Origin of the sequence: Mesorhizobium sp. 113-1-2, assembly GCF_016756475.1 — a bacterium.
GTDB classification, from domain to species: Bacteria; Pseudomonadota; Alphaproteobacteria; order Rhizobiales; family Rhizobiaceae; genus Mesorhizobium; species Mesorhizobium loti_C.
Genome location: NZ_AP023242.1, coordinates 7,057,396 through 7,080,825, shown reverse-complemented (window position 1 = coordinate 7,080,825; position 23,430 = coordinate 7,057,396). Strand labels below are relative to the sequence as shown.

21 protein-coding genes and 1 pseudogene are annotated in these 23,430 nt (G+C 61.9%); 19 read left to right on the top strand and 3 right to left on the bottom strand.

The annotated features are described in order from the left end of the window. Positions 1 to 11: 11 nt before the first annotated feature. From JN279_RS34155 to JN279_RS34110, 10 genes and pseudogenes are all read left to right on the top strand, one after another. On the top strand, positions 12 to 1,505 hold the full coding sequence (locus JN279_RS34155) for a sugar ABC transporter ATP-binding protein (RefSeq protein ID WP_096454241.1): 1,494 nt from the start codon (positions 12 to 14) through the stop codon (positions 1,503 to 1,505). Positions 1,506 to 1,513: 8 nt separating this feature from the next. Beyond that, the gene (locus JN279_RS34150) at positions 1,514 to 2,983 is read left to right on the top strand and encodes an aldehyde dehydrogenase family protein (protein ID WP_096458649.1); all 1,470 of its coding nucleotides are present in this window, start codon (positions 1,514 to 1,516) and stop codon (positions 2,981 to 2,983) included. Positions 2,984 to 2,991: 8 nt separating this feature from the next. Beyond that, a complete protein-coding gene (locus JN279_RS34145; RefSeq protein ID WP_202351398.1) occupies positions 2,992 to 3,834 on the top strand; it encodes an HAD-IIB family hydrolase in 843 nt (280 codons plus the stop codon). Further along, positions 3,827 to 4,822: an ABC transporter permease gene (locus JN279_RS34140; protein ID WP_096454245.1), complete on the top strand. Its 996-nt coding sequence runs from the start codon at positions 3,827 to 3,829 to the stop codon at positions 4,820 to 4,822. The genes JN279_RS34145 and JN279_RS34140 overlap by 8 nt, the downstream gene beginning before the upstream one ends. A 146-nt stretch (positions 4,823 to 4,968) precedes the next feature. After that, the gene (locus JN279_RS34135) at positions 4,969 to 5,853 is read left to right on the top strand and encodes a substrate-binding domain-containing protein (RefSeq protein ID WP_244420723.1); all 885 of its coding nucleotides are present in this window, start codon (positions 4,969 to 4,971) and stop codon (positions 5,851 to 5,853) included. A 66-nt stretch (positions 5,854 to 5,919) separates the two neighbouring features. Next, positions 5,920 to 6,882: a dihydrodipicolinate synthase family protein gene (locus tag JN279_RS34130; protein ID WP_244734278.1), complete on the top strand. Its 963-nt coding sequence runs from the start codon at positions 5,920 to 5,922 to the stop codon at positions 6,880 to 6,882. 3 nt (positions 6,883 to 6,885) lie between these two features. After that, positions 6,886 to 7,662, top strand: coding sequence for an enoyl-CoA hydratase-related protein (locus JN279_RS34125; protein WP_096454249.1), 777 nt, complete (start codon positions 6,886 to 6,888; stop codon positions 7,660 to 7,662). Positions 7,663 to 7,738: 76 nt separating this feature from the next. Continuing rightward, a complete protein-coding gene (locus tag JN279_RS34120) occupies positions 7,739 to 9,352 on the top strand; it encodes a GMC family oxidoreductase (RefSeq protein WP_096454251.1) in 1,614 nt (537 codons plus the stop codon). A 24-nt stretch (positions 9,353 to 9,376) separates the two neighbouring features. Further along, positions 9,377 to 9,799, top strand: coding sequence for a muconolactone Delta-isomerase family protein (locus JN279_RS38440; protein WP_244734799.1), 423 nt, complete (start codon positions 9,377 to 9,379; stop codon positions 9,797 to 9,799). A gap of 29 nt (positions 9,800 to 9,828) precedes the next feature. Next, positions 9,829 to 10,202, top strand: a pseudogene (locus JN279_RS34110) (enolase C-terminal domain-like protein); the annotation flags it as partial. Positions 10,203 to 10,219: 17 nt separating this feature from the next. Here JN279_RS34110 and JN279_RS34105 read toward each other — a convergent pair. Both JN279_RS34105 and JN279_RS34100 read right to left on the bottom strand, forming a co-directional pair. Beyond that, complete coding sequence (locus tag JN279_RS34105) at positions 10,220 to 11,113, bottom strand: NAD-dependent epimerase/dehydratase family protein (RefSeq protein WP_096454253.1); 894 nt, start codon at positions 11,111 to 11,113, stop codon at positions 10,220 to 10,222. Positions 11,114 to 11,176: 63 nt separating this feature from the next. Then, entirely contained in the window at positions 11,177 to 12,334 is a 1,158-nt protein-coding gene (locus JN279_RS34100) for a mandelate racemase/muconate lactonizing enzyme family protein (protein WP_096454255.1), read from the bottom strand. A gap of 291 nt (positions 12,335 to 12,625) precedes the next feature. Here JN279_RS34100 and JN279_RS34095 point away from each other — a divergent pair, with 291 nt between their 5' ends. Beyond that, the gene (locus JN279_RS34095; RefSeq protein ID WP_096454257.1) at positions 12,626 to 13,612 is read left to right on the top strand and encodes an aldo/keto reductase; all 987 of its coding nucleotides are present in this window, start codon (positions 12,626 to 12,628) and stop codon (positions 13,610 to 13,612) included. An 86-nt stretch (positions 13,613 to 13,698) separates the two neighbouring features. Here the strand turns inward: JN279_RS34095 and JN279_RS34090 are convergent, their stop codons facing one another. After that, on the bottom strand, positions 13,699 to 14,394 hold the full coding sequence (locus JN279_RS34090; RefSeq protein WP_244734277.1) for a FadR/GntR family transcriptional regulator: 696 nt from the start codon (positions 14,392 to 14,394) through the stop codon (positions 13,699 to 13,701). Positions 14,395 to 14,747: 353 nt separating this feature from the next. Between JN279_RS34090 and JN279_RS34085 the strand changes: the two genes are divergently transcribed. The 8 genes from JN279_RS34085 to JN279_RS34050 all read left to right on the top strand — a co-directional run bounded on the left by JN279_RS34085 (position 14,748) and on the right by JN279_RS34050 (position 23,430). After that, entirely contained in the window at positions 14,748 to 16,028 is a 1,281-nt protein-coding gene (locus JN279_RS34085) for an ABC transporter substrate-binding protein (protein ID WP_096454261.1), read from the top strand. A gap of 2 nt (positions 16,029 to 16,030) precedes the next feature. Then, a complete protein-coding gene (locus JN279_RS34080; protein WP_244734797.1) occupies positions 16,031 to 16,954 on the top strand; it encodes a carbohydrate ABC transporter permease in 924 nt (307 codons plus the stop codon). Further along, positions 16,951 to 17,829 (top strand): carbohydrate ABC transporter permease, encoded by an 879-nt coding sequence (locus JN279_RS34075; protein WP_202351396.1) that lies wholly within the window; start codon positions 16,951 to 16,953, stop codon positions 17,827 to 17,829. The genes JN279_RS34080 and JN279_RS34075 overlap by 4 nt, the downstream gene beginning before the upstream one ends. A 58-nt stretch (positions 17,830 to 17,887) precedes the next feature. Then, positions 17,888 to 18,628 (top strand): RraA family protein, encoded by a 741-nt coding sequence (locus JN279_RS34070; protein ID WP_446720433.1) that lies wholly within the window; start codon positions 17,888 to 17,890, stop codon positions 18,626 to 18,628. 25 nt (positions 18,629 to 18,653) lie between these two features. Further along, positions 18,654 to 19,709 (top strand): ABC transporter ATP-binding protein, encoded by a 1,056-nt coding sequence (locus tag JN279_RS34065; RefSeq protein ID WP_096454269.1) that lies wholly within the window; start codon positions 18,654 to 18,656, stop codon positions 19,707 to 19,709. Between the two features lie 643 nt (positions 19,710 to 20,352). Beyond that, a complete protein-coding gene (locus tag JN279_RS34060) occupies positions 20,353 to 21,774 on the top strand; it encodes an LLM class flavin-dependent oxidoreductase (RefSeq protein ID WP_202351395.1) in 1,422 nt (473 codons plus the stop codon). Beyond that, positions 21,774 to 22,541 carry an ABC transporter ATP-binding protein gene (locus JN279_RS34055; protein ID WP_202351394.1) on the top strand — a complete coding sequence of 256 codons (768 nt, stop codon included), beginning with the start codon at positions 21,774 to 21,776 and terminating at the stop codon, positions 22,539 to 22,541. Before JN279_RS34060 ends, JN279_RS34055 begins: the two co-directional genes overlap by 1 nt. Positions 22,542 to 22,548: 7 nt before the next feature. Then, positions 22,549 to 23,430 carry a branched-chain amino acid ABC transporter permease gene (locus JN279_RS34050; protein WP_096454273.1) on the top strand — a complete coding sequence of 294 codons (882 nt, stop codon included), beginning with the start codon at positions 22,549 to 22,551 and terminating at the stop codon, positions 23,428 to 23,430.

Here is a 23,430-nt window from a genome sequence, read left to right as displayed (position 1 = left end):
GAGACGACGTGATGAAGGACGCAGTTCTCGAAATGCGCGGCATCCACAAGCGCTTTCCGGGTGTGTATGCGCTGAACAATGTCAGCTTCGCCGTCCGCAAGGGAAGCGTGCACGGCGTCATCGGTGAAAACGGCGCCGGCAAGTCGACATTGATGCGCGTCCTGGCTGGCGCGTTCCTAGCCAACGAGGGTGAAGTGGCCATCGACGGAGATGTGGTGGTTGCGCCGACGCCTGAGCGGATGCTCGAGCTCGGAATCGCGGTCATCTATCAGGAGCTCGCCCAGGCTCCGCATCTCACGGTGGCTGAAAATATCTTTATCGGCCGCCTGCCGAAAACGCGTCTGGGCACGATCGACTGGCGCCGGGCGAAAGCCGCAGCTCAGGATGTGCTCGACAGGCTTGGATTCCGTGTCGATCCGGCAGCGCGCATCGACACAATCAGCGTCGCGCAGCGCCAGATGGTGGAGATCGCCAAGGCGATTGCCCGCGAGGCTCGCATCGTCGTGCTTGATGAGCCGTCCGCTGTTCTGGGCGACGCCGAGCTTGAGCATCTTTTCAAGACGATCAGGCGGCTGAGCAGCGAGCACGGCGTTTCGTTCATCTACATCACCCATCGCCTGAAGGAACTCTATGAGATCTGTGACGAGGTCACCGTGCTGCGGGACGGCCAGGTCGTCGCGTCGATGCCGCTTGGCCAGACGACCACAGCCGATCTCATCAGGCATATGGTGGGGCGCGAACTCAAAGACGTGTTCCCACCGCGCTCGCAGCCCGGCGACGAGATTCGTTTAGACGTACGCAACCTGTCGCGGGCCGGCGTGCTGAAGGATATCTCCTTCAATGTCAGGCGCGGCGAGATTGTCGGCATCTGCGGCCTTGCCGGCGCGGGCCGGACCGAGGTGTTGCGTGCCATCGCCGGCGCCGATGCGCTCGACGGCGGCGAAATCAGGATCGACGGCCAATTGGTCGCCATCGACGGGCCGCGCCGCGCGCTTGCGCACGGCGTCGGCCTGCTGCCGGAGGATCGCAAGACCGAGGGGCTCTTCCTCGACCAGTCGGTCGCATTCAACGTCACCGTTTCCCAAATGGCGCCGTTGACCCGCGGCGGCCTGATCAGTGGCTGGCGCGAGCACGACGCTGTCTCCCGATTCATCCAACAGATGCGCATCAAGACGCCGAGCCCCAGCACCAAGGTCCGCACGCTGTCGGGCGGCAATCAGCAGAAATGCGGCATCGCCCGTCAACTGCATGCGGGGACGGAAATCCTTCTGGTCGACGAACCGACGCGCGGCGTCGACGTGGCAGCCAAGCGCGAAATCTACGACCTGCTCGCCGAACTGACATCGAAGCGCGGTGCAAGTGTCGTGATGGTCTCGTCGGAATTGCCGGAAATCCTTGGCCTCTGCAATCGCATCATCGTCATGCGCGAAGGGGCCATTTCGGCGGTTCTCGAGGGCGAGGGCGCGACCGAGGAAACAATCATGACCCATGCGGTTTGGCAGTGAGCAACGAAATGAGCAGGCGCAGCTATCAACAATTCATCGGCGGGCGGTTTGTCGACGGTTCAGGCTCCGGCTCAATCGAGCGCCGGTCGCCGGCCACAGGTGACCTGGTCGCCCGCTATTGCGATGGCACGCCCGAGGATGTCGATCTTGCCGTCGAGGCGGCGCGCATCGCATTTGAGGAAGGGCCGTGGCCGCGTATGAGCGGCATGGAGCGCGCCGAGGTCCTGAACCGTCTTGCCGATCTGATCCGCACCAACCGCGACCGGCTGGTCAGGATTGAGGTCGAGGAGGTCGGCAAGCCAGTTCGTTTTGCGCGCCGCGATATTGATGGTGCAGCCGGCCTGACACGCTATGCAGCTTCGCTGGCCATGCAGATGGCGGGCCTCACCTACACGAACATAGGCGATGGCAAGTCGGCGCTGATAAGCCGCGAAGCGGTGGGCGTCGCGGCGCTGGTCACGCCGTGGAATTTCCCGGCGCTGATCCTGTCGCAGAAAGTGCCGTTTGCGCTCGCCGCCGGCTGCACGGTGGTGCTGAAGCCATCCGAGTTCACGTCAGGCTCCGCGTTCGAGATCGCCGCGCTTGCTGCCGAAGCCGGCGTGCCGGCCGGCGCCTTCAATGTCGTTAGCGGTTATGGCGCAACCGTTGGCGACCACCTGACGGGGCATGCGGGCATCGACTTCGTTTCCTTCACGGGTTCGACCCGCACCGGCAGCCGTGTCGTCGGCAACACGTCCCGTCATCTGGTCAAATCCTCGGTCGAACTGGGCGGCAAGTCGGCCAATATCGTCTTTGCCGATGCGGATCTGGAAGCCGCGGCGGATGGCGCGCTGATGGGCGTGTTCTTCAACAATGGCGAGTGCTGCGTTTCGGGGTCACGGCTGTTCGTACAGTCGTCCATCGCCGACGACTTCATCGCCAAGGTGGTGGCGCGCTCCCGCAAGATGAAGGTCGGCGATCCGTTCGACGACGACACGGATGTCGGCGCGCTGATCGACCACAATCATCTGGCCAAGGTGACCGGCTTTGTCAGAAGCGGGATCGAGGAAGGCGCCCAACTGGTGCTCGGCGGCAACGTAGCAGCAGGGACGGTCGGTCATTTTCACGAAGCGACCATTTTCGACCGGGTCGAGCCGCATATGACCATCTTCCGCGAAGAGATCTTTGGCCCGGTGCTCAGCATCACACGGTTCGATACGGTTGATGACGCGGTGCGGTTGGCCAACGACACCGCCTATGGCCTGTCCAACTACATCTGGTCGAAGAATATCGACACGGTCCTGACCGTCGCCAAGCGGCTGAAAAGCGGCTGGGTGCAGGCCAACACAATCATTGACGGCGCCCCGCAACTGCCGCTCACCGGGGTGAAGGGATCCGGCTTCGGCTACGAGATGGGCCAGGCCGGCTTTGAAGAGTTCACCCAACTCAAGACACTTCTCATTCAGACCGGGCCGCGCGCTCCGGTGTTTCCGGTCTGAGGCGGGTCATGACCATTCCGCGCCTTATCGTCACCGAAGTCGACCGCACCTTGCTGACGCACGACCATGTGCTTCCGCAGCGTGTGGCCGACGCTCTGCACGTGGCACGAGAGGCCGGCATCATGATTGTTCTGGCAACGGCGCGCTCGCCGCTCGGGCTAAAGCCCTATGCGGAGAAGCTTGGGATTGCAGGCCTCGCCATTTGCTTCAACGGTGGCTGGATCGGTAATGTTTCGACCGGCGTTGCGCTGTCCGGGCAGCGGATCAGTCGCACCGATGCGCTGCACACCATGGCCACGGCGCAAGCGGCGGGCGTTCGGCCAATGTGGTTCACCGGCCACGCCATTCACGCACTTGCCGAAGACCCGATCATCGCACGCGAAGCCGGCGTGACCGCAGAGCCTTTAATCGTGGCGAAGGCGCTGGAAGACCTGCCGGGGGAACCGGGCAAGATCATGTGTGTCGCCGCGCAGCCCACGGACCGTGAAGCCTTTGGAGCTCTCCGCGTACAGCTTGCCCGGTGCCTGTCGGTATCGGGATCGCATCCACGTCTGCTCGAGATCGGTCCGCTCGGCATCTCCAAGAAGACCGCCATCGCGACCGTTGCTGCCGAACTCGGAATGGCGGCGTCGGACTGCGCCGCCGCCGGCGACGCCGAGAATGATCTTGAGATGCTGGCCTGGGCCGGAACGGCGGTCACGGTCGAAAACGCGGTCCCGGAAGCCAAGGGGCTCGCGCATTTCGTTGGACCGTCCTGCGACGAGGGCGGGCTGGCCGATGCGGTGGCCTGGCTGCTGCAACGGCAATCGACCCTCGCAATGGCGCACGAATCGGGAGGAAGGAATGGCTGAGATGACAACGGGACAAGGGTTGGCGTCGATCCGGCCGGGGGCGGTGGGTCGGTTGCGAGTCTGGGCGCAAAGCCTTGGCCTGCTCTGGGTCCTGATCGTGTTGTGCGCTGTCGCGGTGTATCTGTCGCCGAGCTTCATCCAGACCGGCAACATGTTGAATGTCGGCCGCCAGGTCGCGCTGTTTGGCATCGTCAGCGTCGGCATGACCTTCGTCATTCTGACACGCGGCATCGATCTTTCCGTCGGTTCCATTGTCGGTGTCGTCGCGGTTGCCACCGCGCTGATGCTCTCATCTGGCGTTCCAATCCCGCTGGCGATGATCGCGGCGCTGGGGATGGGAGCCCTGTTCGGCGCCATCAACGGAGCTGGCGTCGTTTTCTTTGGCATGCCGCCCTTCATCATGACCCTCGGCACGCTGGTGATGGGGCGCGGCATTGCCATGACCATCGCCAACGGCGAGCCGAAGACGCTTGGCGATGCTTCGGATGCTTTCTCCTATCTGGGCAGCGGTTTTCTCTTCGGCATTCCCGTACCGATCTGGATCTTCGTTGCCATAGCCGCCGTGGCTTTCGTCGTCCTGCGACAAACGCCGTTCGGTCGCCAGATCTACGCGGTCGGTTCAAACACCGAGGCGGCGCGGCTTGCCGGCATCAACGTGCCGCGCGTGTTGATGTCGGTCTATGCAATCTCCGGCGTGCTGTCGGCGCTGACCGCCCTGGTTTTCGTCTCGCGGCTGACCGTTGGTGAGCCCACCGCTGGCACCAATCTCGAACTCGAGGCCATCTCGATCGTCGTCATCGGCGGCACCAGCCTGTTTGGCGGCGAAGGTGGCGTCATCGGCACCGTGATCGGCGCCGCGATTATCGCCGTCATGGCTAATATATTGAATTTGCTAGGTATATCGCCATTCACGCAGCAGATCGTGAAGGGCGCCATCATCATCGCCGCGGTGATGTTCGAGGTCTACCGTCACAAAAGACGGTCCTGACATCCATGCGCGGCAGTACTTGCCAGACGGGCCGGCCGTCGCGCTTTGGAGCCTGAAACGAAAAACAATGGAGGAGTGAAAAAATGACCAGTCGCAGACATTTTCTACGAACCACGGCTCTTGCCGCCACCCTGGTACTGGGCGCCATGATGCCGGGCGCGGTCTTGGCTCAGGACAAGATCAAGATCGGCTTCAGCCAAGGCACTATGAACCATCCTTGGCGCGTCGCCATGGTGGAGGGCAACAAGAAGTACGCGGCCGAGCATTATCCAGATGTCGATCTTATCGTTACTGACGGCAACAACGATGCTTCCAAGCAGGTGGCAGACGTCGAAAGCCTGATCGCACAAGGCATCAAGGTGCTGATGATCTCGCCGCTGACAGAGCAGGCACTGACGCCGGTCGTCAAGGAAGCAATGGACGCCGGCATCAAGGTTGTGACTCTCGACCGCAAGGTCAACACGCCCGTCACCGTTCATGTCGGCGGCGAGAACCTGCCGCTCGGCGTTGGCGCGGGGGAATTCCTTGCGAAGAAATTGAATGGCAAGGGCAACATCATCGAGTTGCAGGGGACAGCTGGGGCATCGGCCACCATCGATCGCAACAAGGGGTTTGCGGAAGCGATCGCAAAGCACCCGGACATGAAGGTGGTCGCATCGCAGAACTGTGACTACACCCGCGACAAGGCGGTGAAGTTCATGGAAGACATGGTGCAGCGCTTTGGTCCCGGCCAGATCCAGGCGGTATACGCGCACAATGACGAAATGGCACTCGGCGCTATCCAGGTGCTGGAGGCCGCCGGCCGGCTCAATGAAGTGGCCGTGGTCGGTATCGACGGCCAGGAGACTGCTTTCGAGGCGGTCAAACAGGGCAAGCTCGCCGCAACCTTCGTTTATCCGTTCGTGGCGCCGGAAGGCATCGAGACCGCTTACAAGGTGGCCAAGGGTGAAGAGGTCCCGGAGACGATCACCTTGCCAACGGTCTCAGTGACCCCGGACAACATCGCCGACATGATCGGCAAGGGCTTCTAAGTCTTGCCTGGGCAACGGGACGCCGCACTGGCGCGGCGTCCCGAAATTTCAAATAGGAACTGAATGATGAGCGACAAGAAACCGTTTGCTGCCCATGGCGTCATTCCCGCCTGCCTGATGCCGTTCACCGCCGATCTGGCTGTCGATGAGAGCGCCTACCGCAAGCACCTCGCTGACGTCTCCTCGGTCGAAGGCATTTCCGGCGTCACCATCAATGGTCATGCGGCCGAAGTGCACGCGCTCACCATCGACGAGCAATACCGCGCGATCGTGGTAACCAAGGATGTGTTGCAGGATCAGGTTCCGACCATTGTCGGTGTCTACACAAACTCCAGCCTCGAGGCCGCGCGCATCGCCGCTTATGCTGAGCAAGAGGGGGCGGACGGGCTGCTGGTTTTCCCGCCGGACTTCATGACGCTCGGTGGGCACCTGCGGCCAGAGATGATCGTCGAGCATCTGAAGTGCATTACCGATGCGTCCAACCTTCCCATCATCCTGTTCCAGTATCCGTTGGCATCGAACCTTGCTTACCCGCTTCAGACATTGCTCGACCTCTGCCGTCGTTTTACCTCGATCGTCGCGATTAAAGACCAGTGCGGCGATGGCAATTTGCATGAACGTCAGATCCGCGAATTGAAAGCTCTCGACCGTCCGGTCAACACCCTCACCACCCACAGCGCCTGGCTGCTCGGCTCGCTGACGCTTGGCTGCGACGGGCTCCTGTCGGGTGCCGGCAGCGTCATCGCCAGCCTTCAGGTCGCGCTGTACCGGGCCGTGCAGGCAAACGATCTCAAGACTGCCAAGGCGATCAATGACCGCATCTATCCGACGGTACGGGCCTTTTATGACGCGCCGCTTCTCGATATGCACAATCGCATGAAAGAGGCGCTGGTGCTGCTCGGGCGACTGGACGAAGCTCACGTCCGGCCCCCATTGATGAAGCCAGACCCCGCCGAGATCGAGAAGATTCGGGGACTGCTGAATGCTGCCGGATTGAGCGCGGAGACGCTTTACAGGAAGGTCGCCTAGTCGATGATGGACCGCCTCGTTCAGGCAGTGGAACCGGCGCCCGGCATCCGACTGCTGACGCTCAACCGGCCGGACAAGCTGAACGCGTTGTCCAAAGCGCTGCTGGCCGAATTGAGCCAACTACTTGCTGGCTATGACGCCGACACGGAGGTCGGGTGCGTGGTGCTGACGGGTGCCGGTCGCGCCTTTGCGGCAGGCGCCGACATCTCTGACATGCTGGAACGCGGCGTCGCCTCCTATACCGATCCGGAGCGGCTGGCATGCTGGCACGCCATTGAGGGCTTCTCCAAGCCGATTATCGCTGCCGTGAATGGCTATGCGCTGGGCGGCGGGCTGGAGCTTGCGCTGCTGTGCGACATCATCATTGCCTCGCAGGCAGCTCAATTCGCGACTCCTGAAATCAAGATCGGCTCGTTTCCCGGCGATGGCGGCACGCAGCGTCTGCCACGCCTCGTCGGCAAATCCTTTGCCATGCAGATGATCCTGACCGGCGACATGGTCGATGCGACCCTCGCCGAGCGCAAAGGATTGGTCAGCGAAGTCGTGGAGGCCGACAGGCTCCTGTCACGGGCGCTGGAGATCGCCGCTGCGATCGCCGCCAAGTCGGTTGCCATCACGCCCTATGCCAAGAAGGCCGTTCTGGCGGCATTCGAAACCGAACTGCAAAGCGGGCTCGAGATTGAGCACCGGCTGACCGTCGAGGCATTCGGCAAGGAGGACCGGATTGAAGGGCTGCGAGCCTTTGCCGAGAAACGGGCGCCGGCCTTCAGGGGCAAATAGGACTGAGGAGCAAGGTCCGCCCGGGTTTCGTTGCGTGGACGGAGAAGGCGCCCTCGGGCGCGAGTGGAGGCAGAATATGTGGGATTACATCATTGTCGGCGCGGGCTCGGCCGGCTGCGTGCTCGCAAACCGCTTGTCCGAGGATCCCCAAGTCAAGGTCCTGCTGCTGGAGGCTGGCAGCCGGGATTGGAATCCGATGATCCATATTCCTGGCGGCATCGGCAAGCTATTCGGGCCGGGCGTCAACTGGCGGTTCCACACGGTGCCGCAGAAGAACCTCGACAACCGCTCGATCTGGTATCCGCAAGGCAAGACCCTTGGCGGCTCAAGCTCGATCAACGCGATGATCTACATCCGATGCCAAAAGGAGGACTACGACAATTGGGCAGCACTCGGAAACGACGGTTGGGCTTATGAGGATGTCTTGCCCTATTTCCGTAAATCCGAGGACAATGATCGGCTCGCCAATCGCTATCACGGGCAGGGCGGTCCGCTCGCAGTTTCGGATCAGGTCGGTCCGCACCCATTGACCCGGGCCTTTGTCCGTGCCGTGCAACAATATGGCCTGCCGTTCAATCCCGACTTCAACGGCGACACCATGTATGGCGCCGGCTTCTACCAGGTCACCTGTCGCGATGGCCGCCGCCGCTCGTCCGCCGTCTCCTATCTGCATCCCGTCGGTAGGCGGCACAACTTGACAGTCAGGACCCAAGCCCGGGTCACAAGGATCGTTGTCGAGAACGGCCGCGCCGTCGGCGTCGAACTTTCCGAGGGCAAAGCGCGGAAAGTGCTGCGGGCCGAAAGCGAGGTAATCGTATCGGCAGGAGCCATTAACTCGCCGCGCCTGCTGATGCTGTCCGGTATCGGCCCGGCTGACGAGTTGAAAGCTCTCGGGATCGCTCCGGTCACCGATCTCAGCGGTGTCGGGCGGAACCTCCAGGATCATCTCTGCACCAATGTCCATCTGACGCTCAAGGACCCGATCAGCTATGACGGCCAGGATCGCTATCCCAAGGCGCTCCTGCACGGCCTTCGCTGGCTGCTCTATCGCAATGGCCCTGCCGCCTCGGTCATTGTCGAGGGCGGCGGCTTCTTCCAGAGCGAGGGAGCGAAGCGGCCCGACCTTCAGATTCACATCGCGCCGGCTATGGTGGTACGCGGCGGCCAGACGCGACTGGACGGGCATGGTTTTACCATCAACTCAACATTCCTTCGGCCACGTAGCATCGGCTCGGTGAAACTGCGCTCGTCGAACCCCGCCGACGAGCCGCTGGTCGACCCCAACTATCTATCCGATCCCTACGATCGCGGCATGGCGTTGAAATCGGTTCGCATCATCCGCGACGTGCTGGCGCAAAGTGAAATCGCCAAGTTCGTCAAGGTCGAACGGCTGCCTGGGCCGGCTGCGAAAACCGACGAGGAACTGATGGCCTACATCAGGCAATATGCCTGCTGCGACTATCACCCTGTTGGCACCTGCAAGATGGGTGTCGACGAGACCGCAGTCGTCGATCCCGAACTGCGTGTGCGCGGACTCGACGGTTTGCGGGTGATCGACTCTTCGATTATGCCAGTCCTGATCAGTGGCAACACCAATGGGCCAACGATGATGATCGGCGAAAAGGGCGCCGATCTGGTCAAGGGGGTCCGGTCTGCACATGCCCGCCACGTGATCGCAGCAGTAGCGTAAGTCGTCGGAGACCAGGCCGATGCAATTTCTTGTTTTTCTCGCCGTCGAACGGACCAGCTCAGCGGCGCTGATTTCGAACGCCTAGTACCCAGCGAGGGTGCACAAGCCCGCCATCTCTATAGCATCGGCTTCACGCGCCAGATCTGGCATCGCGGCGACATGCCCGGCGCTTGCCAGGTGGTTGAGGCAAAGGATGAGGGTGAAGTTCACGAGACGCTGGCGGCGCTGCCGCTGGCGAGGGCAGGGATGCTCGATTTCGAAATCGTTACGCTTAAGCCCTATGCCGGTTTTGCTGTTGTCGCCGAGTGTACAACGCCGCCTATGGCGCGATTCCTGGCTCGGACAACCGACAGTAACTTATTACGGCTAATATTGCGTCGCTGGCGGAATGCGCCTCTCGGGCCAGTCCTTTCCGGAAGCGGACCGTCTGCTTCCGGCCCAAAATGAGACGTTAGACCCTTGAGGGCAGAGGCTGGCTGATCGAAACGCAGGCGGTCCGCGTCATCGGTCCGGATCCGGCCGATATCGGCGGCATCGCCGAGCTCAAATGGGTCGCCGAGCACGCCAATATGCTTCGATCCTGATGGCGCCGTACGGCACCGCGAACGGCCTGCTCGGTCTCGGCGTGGAGATCAATGTCTACGCCACCTTGCCCGCCAACTACATCGCTTTCGAATATCCGAGCGCGCCCGACCCCTGGTGGGAGGATCTGGTGATCGGCTTGCCATCACAGATCGTGAAGGCCAGCATGGTGGACCTGCTGGAGGCACCGGGGCTGGGTCTCGATATCGACGCTGAAGCGGCCAGGAAATATCTCAGGGAAGAGGATGCGGGCTTCTTCGATCGGTGAAGTTGCCCGTCAGCGCATCAACCGGATCGCTGTGTCCGCCAGTTATACTCCTCCCGGAAGCCAAGGACGTCGCGCAGCTTGCGGTTTGAGATCGGTCCTTCGAACGTATCCATAGCGCGTGTGACGGGTATATTGGGTGCGTGCTTGCCCAGAAACTCCGCCGTCGGTAACTCAGCCACAATGTTGTCGTTGACGGCGTTGAAGATCTGGAAGCCCAAGCCATCCTTCTCGATGCACAGATCGACGATCTGGCCGAGATCGCGCGCGTCCATATAGGTCCAGGCGTCGCGACGTCGTTTTGACGCGTCGGCCAGAAATTCCGGGAAGCGGACATAGTCTTGCGGTTCGACGACGCCGCCGATCCTGAGTGCATAGATGTCGGCTCCGCTACGGGAAGCGAAAGAGCGCGCGATCTTCTCGCCCAGCACTTTGGAAAGACCATAGCTGTCGGTCGGATCGACGTCGTAATCCTCATCCACCGGAAACGATGTGAAATCGCGGACCCCTTCGGCGAAGCACACGCCATAGACCGTTTCGCTGGAAGCGGTGACGATCTTGCGGATGCCGAGCTTGGTGGCGGCTTCGATCACATTGTAGGTCGACTGCACATTGGCGGCGAACATGGCGTTGTCCGGCCGCAGGAATATCCGCGGGAGCGCCGCGAAATGGACTACCGCGTCGACCGGACCGCGGCCCTTGCCGCCGAAATATTCGTTGAACCCGAAATGCAGCGTGAGCGCATTGTAGGTTTCGCCGGCATCCGCAAGGTTGGTGATGACGGTGTCGACACCGGGCACATCGAGCGGCGTCAGGTCGAGGTTGAGGACCTGATGCCCGCGTTTGAGCAAATAGGGTATGACATGCCGGCCGATCTTGCCGCTGCCGCCGGTGAAGACGATCCGCTTGCCCATGGTTTCCTCCCAAAGGATTTATTTGATCGAGCGGCGGATCCCGCCAGCCAAGCCGGTCATCCGTTATTCGAAGATGCCGTAGCCGGGAACGGCGTGTTTGCGGACACCGTCCATGTCGAGCTCGACGCCGATGCCGGGCGCGTCAGGCACCACGATGTGGCCGTCTTCAACGATCGACCTGGCGCCGTTCGGCAGGCGGACATAACTGTCCCAGGCTTCCCGTTCCTCGAGCGCGTGCCACTCCAGCACCAGGAAGTTCGGGACGCTGGCGCAGACATGGCATGTCGCCATGGTGCCCAGCGGCGTCGACACCAGGTGCGGCGCGAACGGCACGTAGTACATCTCGGCGAGGTTCGCGATCTTGCGGCTTTCGGCCAAGCCGCCGCATTTCGGCACGTCGGGCATGATGACGTCGGCGCCGTAATTCTGGAACAGTTCCCGGAAACCCCAACGCAGATAGAGATTTTCACCCACGCATATCGGCGTCTTGGTTCGCATGCGGATCTGCTTCAGGGCTTCGACGTTTTCCGCCGGGATCGGCTCTTCCAGCCACAGAAGGTTGAAGCGCTCCATCTCGGCCGCTATGCGGCTGGCGCTGAGCACGTCATAGCGCGCGTGCAGGTCGATGCAGAGATCGATGTCAGGACCGACCGCATCGCGCACCGCCGCGACGCGCTCGATCATGGAGCGCAGCTCGGCGCCATTGATAGTGTGGTTGACCGCGTCGAACTTCGCCGGGTGGCGCAGATTGTCGATGTCGAATTTCAGTGCGGTGAAGCCTTCCGCCACCATGCGGCGCGCGCGCGATGCACAGCCCTCCGGCGATCCCGATGCCTCATCGCCGTCGCCGCAATCGGCATAGAGCCTTATGCGGTCGCGGAACTTGCCCCCGAACATGCGGTAGAGCGGCTGGCCGGCGGCTTTCGCCGCCACGTCCCACAAAGCCATTTCGAGCCCGGTCAGTGCGATGAGAAAGATGCCGGCCTGCGCGCCGGAAAACACATGATCGCGGCGGATCTTGTCCCAACAGTATTCGACGTTGCGCGGATCTTGGCCGATGAGTTCCGACTTCAGCTCCGAGATCAGTCCGACGATTGCCGCCGCACCTGCGTCGGGATTGGCTTCGCCATAGCCGGAGATGCCGGCGTCCGTATCGATACGGATCAAGGTCGCCTTGCCGTGGTACGCGACCACCGCCGTCTTGATATCCACGATCTTCATCGAATCCTCCTCCCCGTGACGGCGCCGCGCTTGCAAACACGGTTTTCGGTCAAAAGTAAACTTGTCTAATAAGCATACAAGATGAAGCAGCAAGACGTAAACCCCCTTTGAAGGATTTTACGGGAATGGGCCCTTCAAACTCTGATACGCATTGAATCATTTGAGAAATTCTGGATTTCCGATCAGGAATCACAAATCGGCAGAACCCACTTGTTAGACGAGTATATAAGCGTATAAATTAGAGTCCGGTAGGGCGATGGCCCAAGCGGGCCGCCAATCAGGAGGAACAGGATGCAACAGCGACAGCTCGGATCGTCGCCGGTCAAGGTATCGGAGATCGGCCTGGGGACTTGGGGTATGTCCGGCGCGTTTTGGGGCGCGGCCGACGACGAGGAATCGATCCGGGTGATCAGGCGCGCCCTGGATCTCGGCATCACGCTGATCGACACGGCCGAAGCCTATGGACATGGCCATGCCGAGGAGGTCGTCGGCAAGGCGCTGGCCGGCCGCCGGGACAAGGCTGTTATCGCGACCAAGGTCGCGCCCAATCATCTCGAGCCCGCCGCGATCGAGGCGGCGCTCGATGGTTCGTTGAAGCGCATGCAGACTGACTATGTCGACGTCTATTTCGTCCACTGGCCGAATTCGGATTTTCCGATCGGTCCGACCATGGAGATGATGGAGCGGCTGCGCTCGTCAGGGCGCATCAAGGCGGTCGGCGTTTCGAATTTCAGCACCGCCGACATGGACAGCGCTCGCCAGCACGGCGTCATCGATGTGCTCCAGCCGCCCTACAACATGCTGTGGCGCGAGGTCGAGGCCGAGACGCTGCCTTATTGCCGCAAGCACAATATCGGCGTGATGCCCTATAGCGGTCTCGCCCAGGGCCTGCTTACCGGCCTGCTGTCGCCGGACACCAAATTCGTCGAAGGCGATGAGCGCCGCACCACCGTTCTGTTCCAGCCGGGCACCTACGAGCGCGCGGTGAATGCCGTCGACGCCCTCAAGCCGATCGCGGCGCACTATGGCAAGACGGTTCCGCAGCTGGCGATCCAGTGGCTGACCAGCAGGCCGGGCGTGAACTCGCCGCTGGTCGGCGCGCGCACCGTCAAGGAGCTGGAGGAAAATGTCGAGAGCGCCGGCTGGACGATCTCCGACGCGGACATAGCCGCCATTGACAGGATCACCACGCCGGTATGGGCGGAAATCAAGGACAAGGGCGACATGTTCGGTTTCCGCGCACGGCAGCGCCAGGAACAGCAAGCCAAGAGAGCCTAGTTCACTTTCCGGATTGCTCCAGATCAAGCCGTGTCCTCCCGACACGATGCGGCGCGGCCAGCGCAAATGCTGGCTGCGCCGCTCCTTCACCGAGGCAAGCCGACCGCGGTGGTTTTCTTGAGGTGCCGGCGCATGGCTTCTTCCGCTCGCTTTTCATCGCGGGCGACGAGCGCCTCGTAGATTGCCCTGTGCATATCGGTTGCCGAGGGCAGCGCATGAGGCATCTGGTTGCTGATGCGCCTGCTCGCCATCTGCCACCACCGCGACGAATACATGAAACGGTCGAGGATCCTGTTCTGGGCCGCCCGGCAAATCTCCATGTGGAAATCCAGGTCGAGTTTCAGATAGGCGTCCGGATTGTCCTCGCTGGCCGACATCGCCGCCAGCAAGGTGCCAAGACGCTCGAGATTTTCCTTGGTCATATGCTTGGCCGCGATCGCGGCGATAGCCGGTTCGATGATTATCCGCGTCGCATGCGCTTCCGCCAATATCTCGCGGCTCTGCTCGGGCGGCAGCCAGTCGATGAGCAATGGGCTGAGATAGTCCCATTCTTCGGCCGGGCGCACCACCACGCGCCGGCCCTGCGCGATCTCGATCATGTCGAGAGACGCCAGGATCTTCAGCGCTTCCCGCGCCACCGCGCGCGAAACCCCGAATTCCTGAAGGATCTGCTGCTCCGACGGTCCCTGACCGCCGGCGGCGCCGCTGCTGGCGATGCGACGCGCGAGCACGCCGGCCACCTGCTTGGGCAAAGTTTGAAGCTTGACCTCCACGGCATCCATCATTAACATCCACTTGTCTGATAAGCTTATAGGCTGATAGCTAGATATGCAGTCAACTTATCTCATGGATGCTCACTAGCCTATAACTCGGTCTGCGGGAAGGGAGGATTGAACGGTGGAGGTCCCCGACAGTTCCATTCCTGGCTTTCCGTCGTCCGAGATCAGGATCGTTACGCTTTCGCGTTGGGACAAACGTGCCTAATCGCCCGGCGGGCGCGCAAGCGTCGTCCGGGACGTAATCCCAGGCAGTATCGCTGCGGGAGGAGCAAGCCGCCGCGGACTTGCCAGAAAGGTTGAAAGTTATCGGCCGACCCCTGGATGGGCCGACCAATCAAACCAAGGAGGAGATTGTGATGTCCGCAAACCTATCGAGACGCAAATTCCTGGCCGCAAGTGCCGCAGTGACCGCCGGCTCGCTCGCCGCGCCGTGGATTGCCAGGGCAGACGCGAACGAGATCACCGCACTGCTGATCACCGGCGGCCCGCTCTATCCCAAATACTGGGAAAAGATCGTTCAGGATTTCACCGCCAAGACCGGCGTAAAGGTTCGCTACGACCTGTTGGAATTTACCCCGCTGACGGCGAAGGTGGTCACGCTGAGCGCGGCGCGATCAAGCCAATACGACGTCTACAGCACCCACACGGCGCAGATCGATTCCTACTTCAACCATTTCGCTCCGCTGAACAGCTATTTCAGCGATTCCGAACTGGCGGAATTCTATCCGGTTGCGGTCAAGTACCTGCGCGACCCCAAGACAGGTAATCTGGCGGCCATTCCGCGCAACATGGATTCCCGCGTCCAGTACTACCGCAGCGACATCTACCAGGAGAAAGGCCTGAAGCCGGCCGAGACCTGGGAGGAACTCGTCGATGTCGGGCTGAAACTGACCGGCAATGGCCATTATGGGCTGGTCGTGCCGGGGCAGGGCGATCCCGCGCAACGCACCTTCAGCGATCTGCTCTGGCAAGCCGGCGGCGATTGGGTGGACCAGGCCAACAAGCCGGCTTTCAATTCCGAAGCCGGCATCAAGGCCCTGACCTTCTATCGCGATCTCATCCAGAAGCACAAAATCGTGCCGCCCGATGCGGTCGGCTATCAGTGGAACGAAAATTCGACCGAATTCTCCTCGGGCACGGTCTATGCCAATTTCGATTGGCCGGGCGCCTTCGCGACCCTGTCCAATCCGGAGACCTCGCGCGTCGTCGGCAAATGGTCGACAGCACCTTATGTCAGGGACAAGGCGGCGATCTCATGCGCCATCTCCCATGCCATGGCGCTCAACGGGCAATCCGGACGCAAGGAAGCCGCCGTCGAATTCATCAAATATACGGTCGGTCCGCAAGCGCAGCGGCTGCAGTTCGATCAGTTCACCAACTTCCCCAGCAGCCAGGCGATCGCCAAGGAAGTGATAGCGGCGGCAAAGGGCCCCCAGGCCGTGTGGCTGCAGCAGCTCGAGACGACGATAGCCAACGGCAAGGAATGGCCAAAGCTCGCCGGCTTCTCGAAAGTCTGCACGCTTATGTTCTCGGCCATCGAACAGGCCCTGAGCGACCAGGTCTCTCCCGCCGACTCGCTCAACCAGGCGGCAACCGAGGCTGAGGAGATCATGCGTCGGGCCGGAGCTTACGATTGACGATGCCGCCCCTCGCCCAGCATCAGGTGTCAGGGCGTCGGCGGCGTTCGCCGCTGCCCTACACCTGGCAGAGAGGATACCTTCTGGCCAGCCCGGCGCTCCTCGTCATGCTGGCCATCCTGATCTATCCGCTTGGATACTCGTTCATCATGAGTTTCTTCCGCTGGGATCTGAGCGGCTCGGCGCCCTTCGTCGGGATGGGAAATTACGCCGACGAACTCTCCGGCCGCCAGTTCAACCAAGCGCTGCGAAACCAGGCGATATTCAGCGTCATTTCCATCACGATCGAAGTGGTAGCCGGAATGGCGATCGCCGTGCTCGTCAACGGCAAATTGCGCGGCATGCGGCTCGCCCGCACTTTGCTCCTGGTGCCGCCGATGATCGCGCCCGCCGTGGTAGGCCTGAATTTCCGCTGGCTGTTCAACACCCAGTACGGCCTGGTGGACGCGTTGCTGCGCATGTTCAACCTGCCCGATATTCCATGGCTCAACGACCCCACCTGGGCTCTTGTCTCGGTGATCGTGGCCGATGTCTGGCAGAACACGCCGCTGATGGTGCTGCTGTTCCTCGCCGGCCTGCAGTCCTTGCCGCAGGAGCCGCTCGAGGCCGCTACGGTGGACGGCGCCACGCCATGGCAGCGCTTCTGGCACATCGTGCTGCCGCTGATGCGCCCGGTCATCATGATAGCCTTGATGCTGCGCATCATCGACACGTTCCGGACCTTCGACGTGGTGTGGCTGATGACGCAGGGCGGGCCAGGCGGCGCCACCAATCTGCTTACCGTCTACTCCTACCTGCTGGCGTTTCAGGCGGTGGATTTCGGACACGCGGCGGCGGTCTCCTACATCGCGCTCGGGATGTCGCTGTTCGTGCTCGGGCTGCTCTACGGAGTGCCGTGGCTTATTGCGAAACGGAGAGCGATATGAGCAAAGCCGCCATCGTCACCGCACGCCCCAGGCCAAAGCGCCGACGCCGCCGATTCACGGCAGGGATCGCCGGTCAATATCTGGCGCTGGTCCTGACCGTCGCCCTCACCGTCTTTCCGCTTGTGTGGCTGTTCCTGACCTCGATCCGCAGTTCGGCCGACATATTCTCCGTCCCGGTGCATATCATCCCCGAGACCGCGACCCTGACGCAGTACGTCGCCGTTTTCGCGGAGTACGACACGATGGGCTATGTCTGGAACACCGTCATCGTCTCGGTCGCGACGGTCATCTTGGTCCATCTGCTGGCCATTCCTTGCGCCTATGCGCTGTCGCGCTTCAGGATGCCTGGCGCCATGCTGATTTTCGGGCTGCTCTTGATCATGCGCATGATCCCGGTCATCGCGCTTGCCATCCCGCTCTTTGCCGTGTTCGCCGCTTTTGGCCTGCTCGACACGATCTGGGCGCTGATCCTGAGCCATACGGCGGCCAAACTGCCTGTCGCCATCTGGCTGCTCCTGGGCTTCATCCAGGACGTGCCGAAGGAGATCGAGGAGGCCGCCCAGTCGGACGGCGCCGGCACGGTGCGCACGCTGGTCCAGATCGTGGCGCCGCTGATTGCACCCGGCATCGGCGCGAGCGCGGTCATCACCTTCCTTTTCACCTGGAACGACCTGCTGCTCGCCTTGACCCTGACCTCGAGCAAGGCCGCGCAGACGCTGCCGGTCGGGCTCACCAACTTCGTCTCGCAGTACGGCATCGACTGGGGCGCCATGTCGGCTGCCGGCGTCCTGATGGTCATCCCGACCCTGGTGTTCGTCTGGTTTGCCCAGGGTCTGCTGGTCAAGGGCCTCACCACAGGCGCGGTTCGCGGCTGAATGGCCGGCATTCGCCACAAGGCCCTCGATTGGAGGATAAGGCATGGGAACTGATCAGATAGCGGCGATATCGGATATTTCGCGGCCGCCGAGGCAATTGGTCAACGCGCTTGCGGCGATCGGTTCGGCGACTTTGGCCAGCGAGCTCTACCACAAGATGGGCATTCGCGACCCGCAGATACGGGGCCCGCATCCGCTGAGGCCTGGCCGCACGGCGGCGGGACCTGCTCTCACGCTCCAGTGCATGCCAAAGCGCGAGGATCTCTACAACGAGACCGAGTATGAGGAGCCGGAGCGGCAGTTGCACCGTCACGTACTCTATCCCACGCAGCCGGGCGACATGGTGGTGGTCGATGCGCGGGGCGACCTCGGCAGCGGCATCTTCGGTGAGATGATGCTGACCTATTTTGCCGGGCGCGGCGGAGCCGGCGTGGTGGTCGATGGCTGCATCCGCGATTCCGCCCAGGCGGCAGCGTTGGACATCGGCATCTGGGTGAGGGACGTCACGCCGAATTTCCACGCCCAGACCAACATTGTGCCGTTCGCCGTCAACGTACCCATCGCCTGCTCGAACGTGCTTGTCATCCCTGGCGACATCATTGTCGCCGACGATGACGGCGTGGTCGTCGTGCCGGTCGCCCTCGCGCCAAAACTGGTCGAGCTCGCCGGCGCGCATATCGAGTGGGAAGAGTTTTCGCGCTCGCGCCTGGCGCAAGGAGGAGACCTGCGGAAATACTACCCGCTGAGTCCCGAGGGCGAGGCCGAATACCGCGCATGGCGGCATGCTCAACAAAAATGAGTGGCGCCGAACGGGAGGAAACCAGATGTCTGCAATCGAGATAGAACAGCTCGGCAAGAGCTTCGGCGCCGTGGAAGTTCTGCGCGACGTGAACATCGAGATCGCCAGCGGCGAGTTTGTGGTGCTGGTCGGCCCGTCGGGCTGCGGGAAGTCGACGCTGCTGCGCATGATAGCCGGGCTGGAAGAGCAGACGACGGGCGAGATCCGCATCGGCGGACGTGTCGTCGACGAGATGCCCGCCAAGTCGCGCGACATAGCGATGGTCTTCCAGAGCTACGCGCTCTATCCGCATATGAGCGTGGCCGACAATATGAGCTTCGCGCTTCGGCTGGCCAAGGTTCCCAGGCAAGAGATCGTCTCGAGGGTGAAGGCTGCGGCCGAAATCCTTGGCCTGCAGGATCTGCTCGGCCGCATGCCGCGGCAGTTGTCCGGCGGCCAGCGCCAGCGCGTCGCCATGGGCCGCGCCATCGTGCGCGACCCCTCCGCCTTCCTGTTCGATGAGCCGCTCAGCAACCTCGACGCCAAGTTGCGTGTCAAGATGCGCGCCGAGATCAAGAAACTTCACCAACGGCTAGGGCGAACGAGCATTTACGTCACTCACGACCAGACCGAAGCGATGACGCTCGCCGACCGCATCGTGGTGCTGAACAAAGGCCGCATCGAACAGATCGGCACCCCCTCCGAGCTCTACGAGAACCCGGCCAATCTGTTCGTCGCGAGCTTCATCGGCTCCCCGGAGATGAACCTGATCAAAGGCCGAATCGACAACGGCGCGTTCATCGCCGAGCAGGGCCTGCGTCTGCCCTTGCCGAGGGAGGCGAGGATAGGGGACAGGCAAGGCGTGGTTTACGGGATACGCCCTCAGCACATCGCTGTAGGCGGCAGCCACGCAAAGGCCAAGGTCCAGGTGGTCGAGCCGACCGGCGAAGCGCAGGAAATCATCTTAACTGCTGATGGCGTCGACCTGATGGCCGAAATCCGGGAACAGCCACCATTCAAACCTGATCAAGAGGTTAATCTGGAGATTATGGTGCGTAAGGTGCATCTGTTCGACGCCCAGAGCGGCGCAAGGATAAACTAAGGGCGCGCCTGTTCTCTCGATACCGCCCACCTTCGCCAAGGCGGCGCGCCCCGGAGCGGCAGCCGTTCGCGTCTGGTTCCCGAAACCAGTCTGTCTGCCTACGGCCCCATTGCGGCCATTCCGAACGAGGCTCCTAACCTCGACGTCTCTGGCCGGCCGAACCGTCAGCAAGCGACACCGGAATGTGCTACATATTGTGATACCTATTGTGATACAAATCGAGAGTTCTGGTCTAAAAAAGTAAATAAAAACAATATTTTATGTTGCAGACCGATCCCAGCCAACGGTACCATTAGGTTGTCCAACTCGGCCACAGCCTCAAATTCTCGAAGGCGCTCGCCAGTTCAGACGATCTCTGCCGCGTATTGGCACCGGTTGCAGTTGGCGATAGCTCTTAGGAGCCCGCTGCGCTCAGCAGCGCTGCGCTTGATGCGGCTGCTCGCCGCGCGCTTGTTTCAGCTTTGCCATGGTCACCCTCTTCCGGCGTCCCAAGCCGCGTCTCGGGGAAACCACGATGCGCGCCCGGCGCGGAATAATAATTCTCTATATAATCCATAGACATTATATTCTGTCTTCGTTGACGGCCGGCTTACCGTTAGTTTCCTCCCGCTGTCGCCTGACAGGGCTATCAAAGGAGTGACGGATGGGTCGGCATATTCGCTTCAACGCTTTCGACATGAATTGCGTTGGCCATCAATCCCCTGGCCTGTGGAAGCATCCGCGCGATAAGTCCTGGAAATACAAGGATCTGGACTACTGGCAGGACCTGGCTCGGACGCTCGAGCGCGGTATTTTCGACGGCATATTCATCGCCGACGTCATCGGCTACTACGACGTCTACAAGGGCTCGAACTACCACGCGATCGAGCAGGCGGCGCAGATTCCGGTCAATGATCCCTTGCAATTGGCCGCGCCGATCGCGCTTGCCACCGAACATCTCGGCATCGGCATTACCGCCTCGACCTCGTTCGAACATCCCTACACATTCGCCCGCCGCCTTTCGACCGCCGACCACCACACCAAGGGTCGGGTGGGCTGGAACATCGTCACCTCGTATCTGGAAAGTGGCGCCAAGAATGTCGGCCAGACCGGCTTGAAGAGCCATGACAACCGCTACGAGGTCGCGTCCGAATATGTCGAGGTGCTCTACAAGCTGTTCGAAGGCAGTTGGGAGGAGGGCGCGGTGCTGCGCGATCCGGTCCGCGGCATCTTCACCGACCCCAGCAAGGTCCACGAGATCGGCCACAAGGGCAAGTTCTTCGAGGTGCCCGGCTACCATCTGTCGGAGCCGTCGCCGCAGCGCACCCCGGTTCTCTATCAGGCGGGCGCCTCGGGTCCGGGCAAGGCCTTCGCCGCCGCGCATGCCGAGTGCGTCTTCGTCGGCGCGCCGACCAAATCGCTGCTCAAGGCCTATGTTTCCGAAATCCGCCAAAAGGCAGCCGCCGCGGGCCGAAATCCGAAGAAGGTTCTGATCTACAACCTCACCACGCTGATCATCGATGAAACGGACGAAAAGGCCCGGAAGCGTTTCAAGGAGTATCAGAGCTATACGTCCTATGACGGCTCACTGGTGTTCATGTCCGGCTGGAGCGGCATCGATTTCGGCCAGTATGCGCCAACCGACGCGCTCAAGAAGGTCGAGACCAACGCCATCGTTTCGATGGTCGAGCACTTCGCCGGCAAGGACAAGGCCTGGACCGTCGAGGAGCTGGCGAAATGGGGCGGCATCGGTGGCGTCGGGCCTGTCTTCGTCGGCTCGCCCGGCACCATCGCCGACATCCTGCAGGAATGGGTCGATGAAACCGGCGTCGATGGCTTCAACCTCGCCTATGCGGTGACGCCCGAAAGCTTTGAGGCCGCCGTCGACCTGCTCGTGCCAGAGTTGCAGAAGCGCGGCGTCTATCCCACCGCCTACAAGTCCGGCACGTTGCGTGAAAAGCTGTTCGGCGAAGGGCCCTATCTTCCTGCGACGCATCCCGCCGACGGCTATCGTGACATCGAAGCCGTCAAGCGTCGCGAAGCCGAACGGACCTCGGCGGCCCGTCTAAAATCCGTGAGTGCGTGATGGCCGGCCTGCTGGAACTCCGCGACGTGTCGCTGTCCTTCAAGGGCGTGCGAGCGCTGAATGCGCTGAGCTTCAGCGTCGCCAAGGGTGAGATCTGCGCCCTGATCGGCCCGAATGGCGCCGGCAAGAGCTCGCTTCTCAACGTCATCAATGGCGTCTACCGCGCCGACGCCGGCGACATCGTCTTCGACGGGCTGCGCTTCGAAGCGATCCATCCGCAGAAGGCAGCCCATCTCGGCATCGGCCGGACCTTCCAGCACAATGCGTTGTTCCGCCGCCTGTCGGTGCGCGAGAACGTCTTGGCCGGTCTCTCTCGTCATGGCAACGCCAGCTTTTTCGAAAACATCTTCCGGCTGGGCAGGGACGGCGCCGAGCGCCAAGGCTTCCTTGCCCGCGCCGAGCGCACCATGTCGTTCCTTGGGCTCGACCGCCATGCGGGAAGGATCGTTTCGACACTTCCTTACGGCCTGCAGAAACGCGTCGATCTCGCCCGGGCATTGGTCGCCGGCCCGAAGCTGCTGCTGCTCGACGAACCGATGGCCGGCATGAACCAGGAGGAGAAGGAGGAGATGAGCCGCGTGATCCGCGAGGTCAATCGCGTCTTCGGCTCGACCGTGGTGCTGATCGAACACGATGTCGGCATCGTGCTCAACCTCGCCAGCCATGTGGTGGTGCTCGACTACGGCCGCAAGCTCGCGGACGGGGCGCCCGACGAGGTGCGCAAGAACCCCGACGTGATAGCCGCCTATCTCGGCACGGTTCACTGAGGAACCCATGTCCTATTTCCTTGAAACATTGGTCAGCGGTCTGTTTGCCGGAGTGATGTACTCACTCGTCGCGATTGGCTTCGTGCTCATCTACAAGGCATCCGGAGTCTTCAATTTCGCGCAAGGGGCGATGCTGCTGTTTGCGGCGCTGAGCTTCGTCACCCTGATCGAGAACGGCATGCCGTTCGCCCTGGCCTTCATCGTCACATCGCTCGTCATGGTGGCGATGGCGATCCTGATCGAGTGGCTGGTGCTGCGGCCGTTGCGCAACCGCGATCCGTTGACCCTGTTCATGGCCACTTTGGGATTGAGCTACGTCATCGAGGGCTTTGCCCAACTGCTGATGGGCATGGATGTTCACATGCTCGATCTCGGCATCCCCGATGTCGCCGTGCAGGTCGGCGGCATCTATGTCAGCCAGTTCGACATCATCGCCTCGTTGATCGCGCTGACGCTGGTCGCCACTCTGGCTATCGCTTTCAACAAGACGCGCATGGGCATCTCGCTTCGGGCGGTGGCTTCCGACACGCTTGCGGCGCAGTCGATCGGCATCCGCCTGCCCGTCATCTGGCGCCTCGTCTGGAGCGTCGCCGGCATCGTCGCCCTGGTTGCCGGCCTTGTCTGGGGATCGCGCCAGGGCGTGCAATATTCGCTGTCGCTGGTGACGCTCAAGGCGCTGCCGGTGCTGATCATCGGCGGCTTCTCGTCCATCCCGGGCGCCATCGCCGGCGGCCTGCTGGTCGGCGCGACCGAGGCATTGGCCGACATCTATGTCGGCCCGCTGGTCAATGGCAGCGTTTCCACCTGGTTTGCCTACATCCTCGCTGTCGGCTTCCTGCTGGTGCGTCCGGCCGGCCTGTTCGGCGACCGCGAAATCGAAAGGGTCTGA

Coding starts and splice junctions, on each gene's coding strand:
- JN279_RS34135 (WP_244420723.1), top strand. CDS start 4,969: ATGATGCCGGGCGCGGTCTTGGCTCAGGACAAGATCAAGATCGGCTTC.
- JN279_RS34105 (WP_096454253.1), bottom strand. CDS start 11,113: ATGGGCAAGCGGATCGTCTTCACCGGCGGCAGCGGCAAGATCGGCCGG.
- JN279_RS34085 (WP_096454261.1), top strand. CDS start 14,748: ATGTCCGCAAACCTATCGAGACGCAAATTCCTGGCCGCAAGTGCCGCA.
- JN279_RS34130 (WP_244734278.1), top strand. CDS start 5,920: ATGAGCGACAAGAAACCGTTTGCTGCCCATGGCGTCATTCCCGCCTGC.
- JN279_RS34050 (WP_096454273.1), top strand. CDS start 22,549: ATGTCCTATTTCCTTGAAACATTGGTCAGCGGTCTGTTTGCCGGAGTG.
- JN279_RS34150 (WP_096458649.1), top strand. CDS start 1,514: ATGAGCAGGCGCAGCTATCAACAATTCATCGGCGGGCGGTTTGTCGAC.
- JN279_RS34120 (WP_096454251.1), top strand. CDS start 7,739: ATGTGGGATTACATCATTGTCGGCGCGGGCTCGGCCGGCTGCGTGCTC.
- JN279_RS34075 (WP_202351396.1), top strand. CDS start 16,951: ATGAGCAAAGCCGCCATCGTCACCGCACGCCCCAGGCCAAAGCGCCGA.
- JN279_RS34155 (WP_096454241.1), top strand. CDS start 12: ATGAAGGACGCAGTTCTCGAAATGCGCGGCATCCACAAGCGCTTTCCG.
- JN279_RS34095 (WP_096454257.1), top strand. CDS start 12,626: ATGCAACAGCGACAGCTCGGATCGTCGCCGGTCAAGGTATCGGAGATC.
- JN279_RS34055 (WP_202351394.1), top strand. CDS start 21,774: ATGGCCGGCCTGCTGGAACTCCGCGACGTGTCGCTGTCCTTCAAGGGC.
- JN279_RS34140 (WP_096454245.1), top strand. CDS start 3,827: ATGGCTGAGATGACAACGGGACAAGGGTTGGCGTCGATCCGGCCGGGG.
- JN279_RS34090 (WP_244734277.1), bottom strand. CDS start 14,394: ATGGATGCCGTGGAGGTCAAGCTTCAAACTTTGCCCAAGCAGGTGGCC.
- JN279_RS34065 (WP_096454269.1), top strand. CDS start 18,654: ATGTCTGCAATCGAGATAGAACAGCTCGGCAAGAGCTTCGGCGCCGTG.
- JN279_RS34060 (WP_202351395.1), top strand. CDS start 20,353: ATGGGTCGGCATATTCGCTTCAACGCTTTCGACATGAATTGCGTTGGC.
- JN279_RS34100 (WP_096454255.1), bottom strand. CDS start 12,334: ATGAAGATCGTGGATATCAAGACGGCGGTGGTCGCGTACCACGGCAAG.
- JN279_RS34145 (WP_202351398.1), top strand. CDS start 2,992: ATGACCATTCCGCGCCTTATCGTCACCGAAGTCGACCGCACCTTGCTG.
- JN279_RS34125 (WP_096454249.1), top strand. CDS start 6,886: ATGATGGACCGCCTCGTTCAGGCAGTGGAACCGGCGCCCGGCATCCGA.
- JN279_RS34080 (WP_244734797.1), top strand. CDS start 16,031: ATGCCGCCCCTCGCCCAGCATCAGGTGTCAGGGCGTCGGCGGCGTTCG.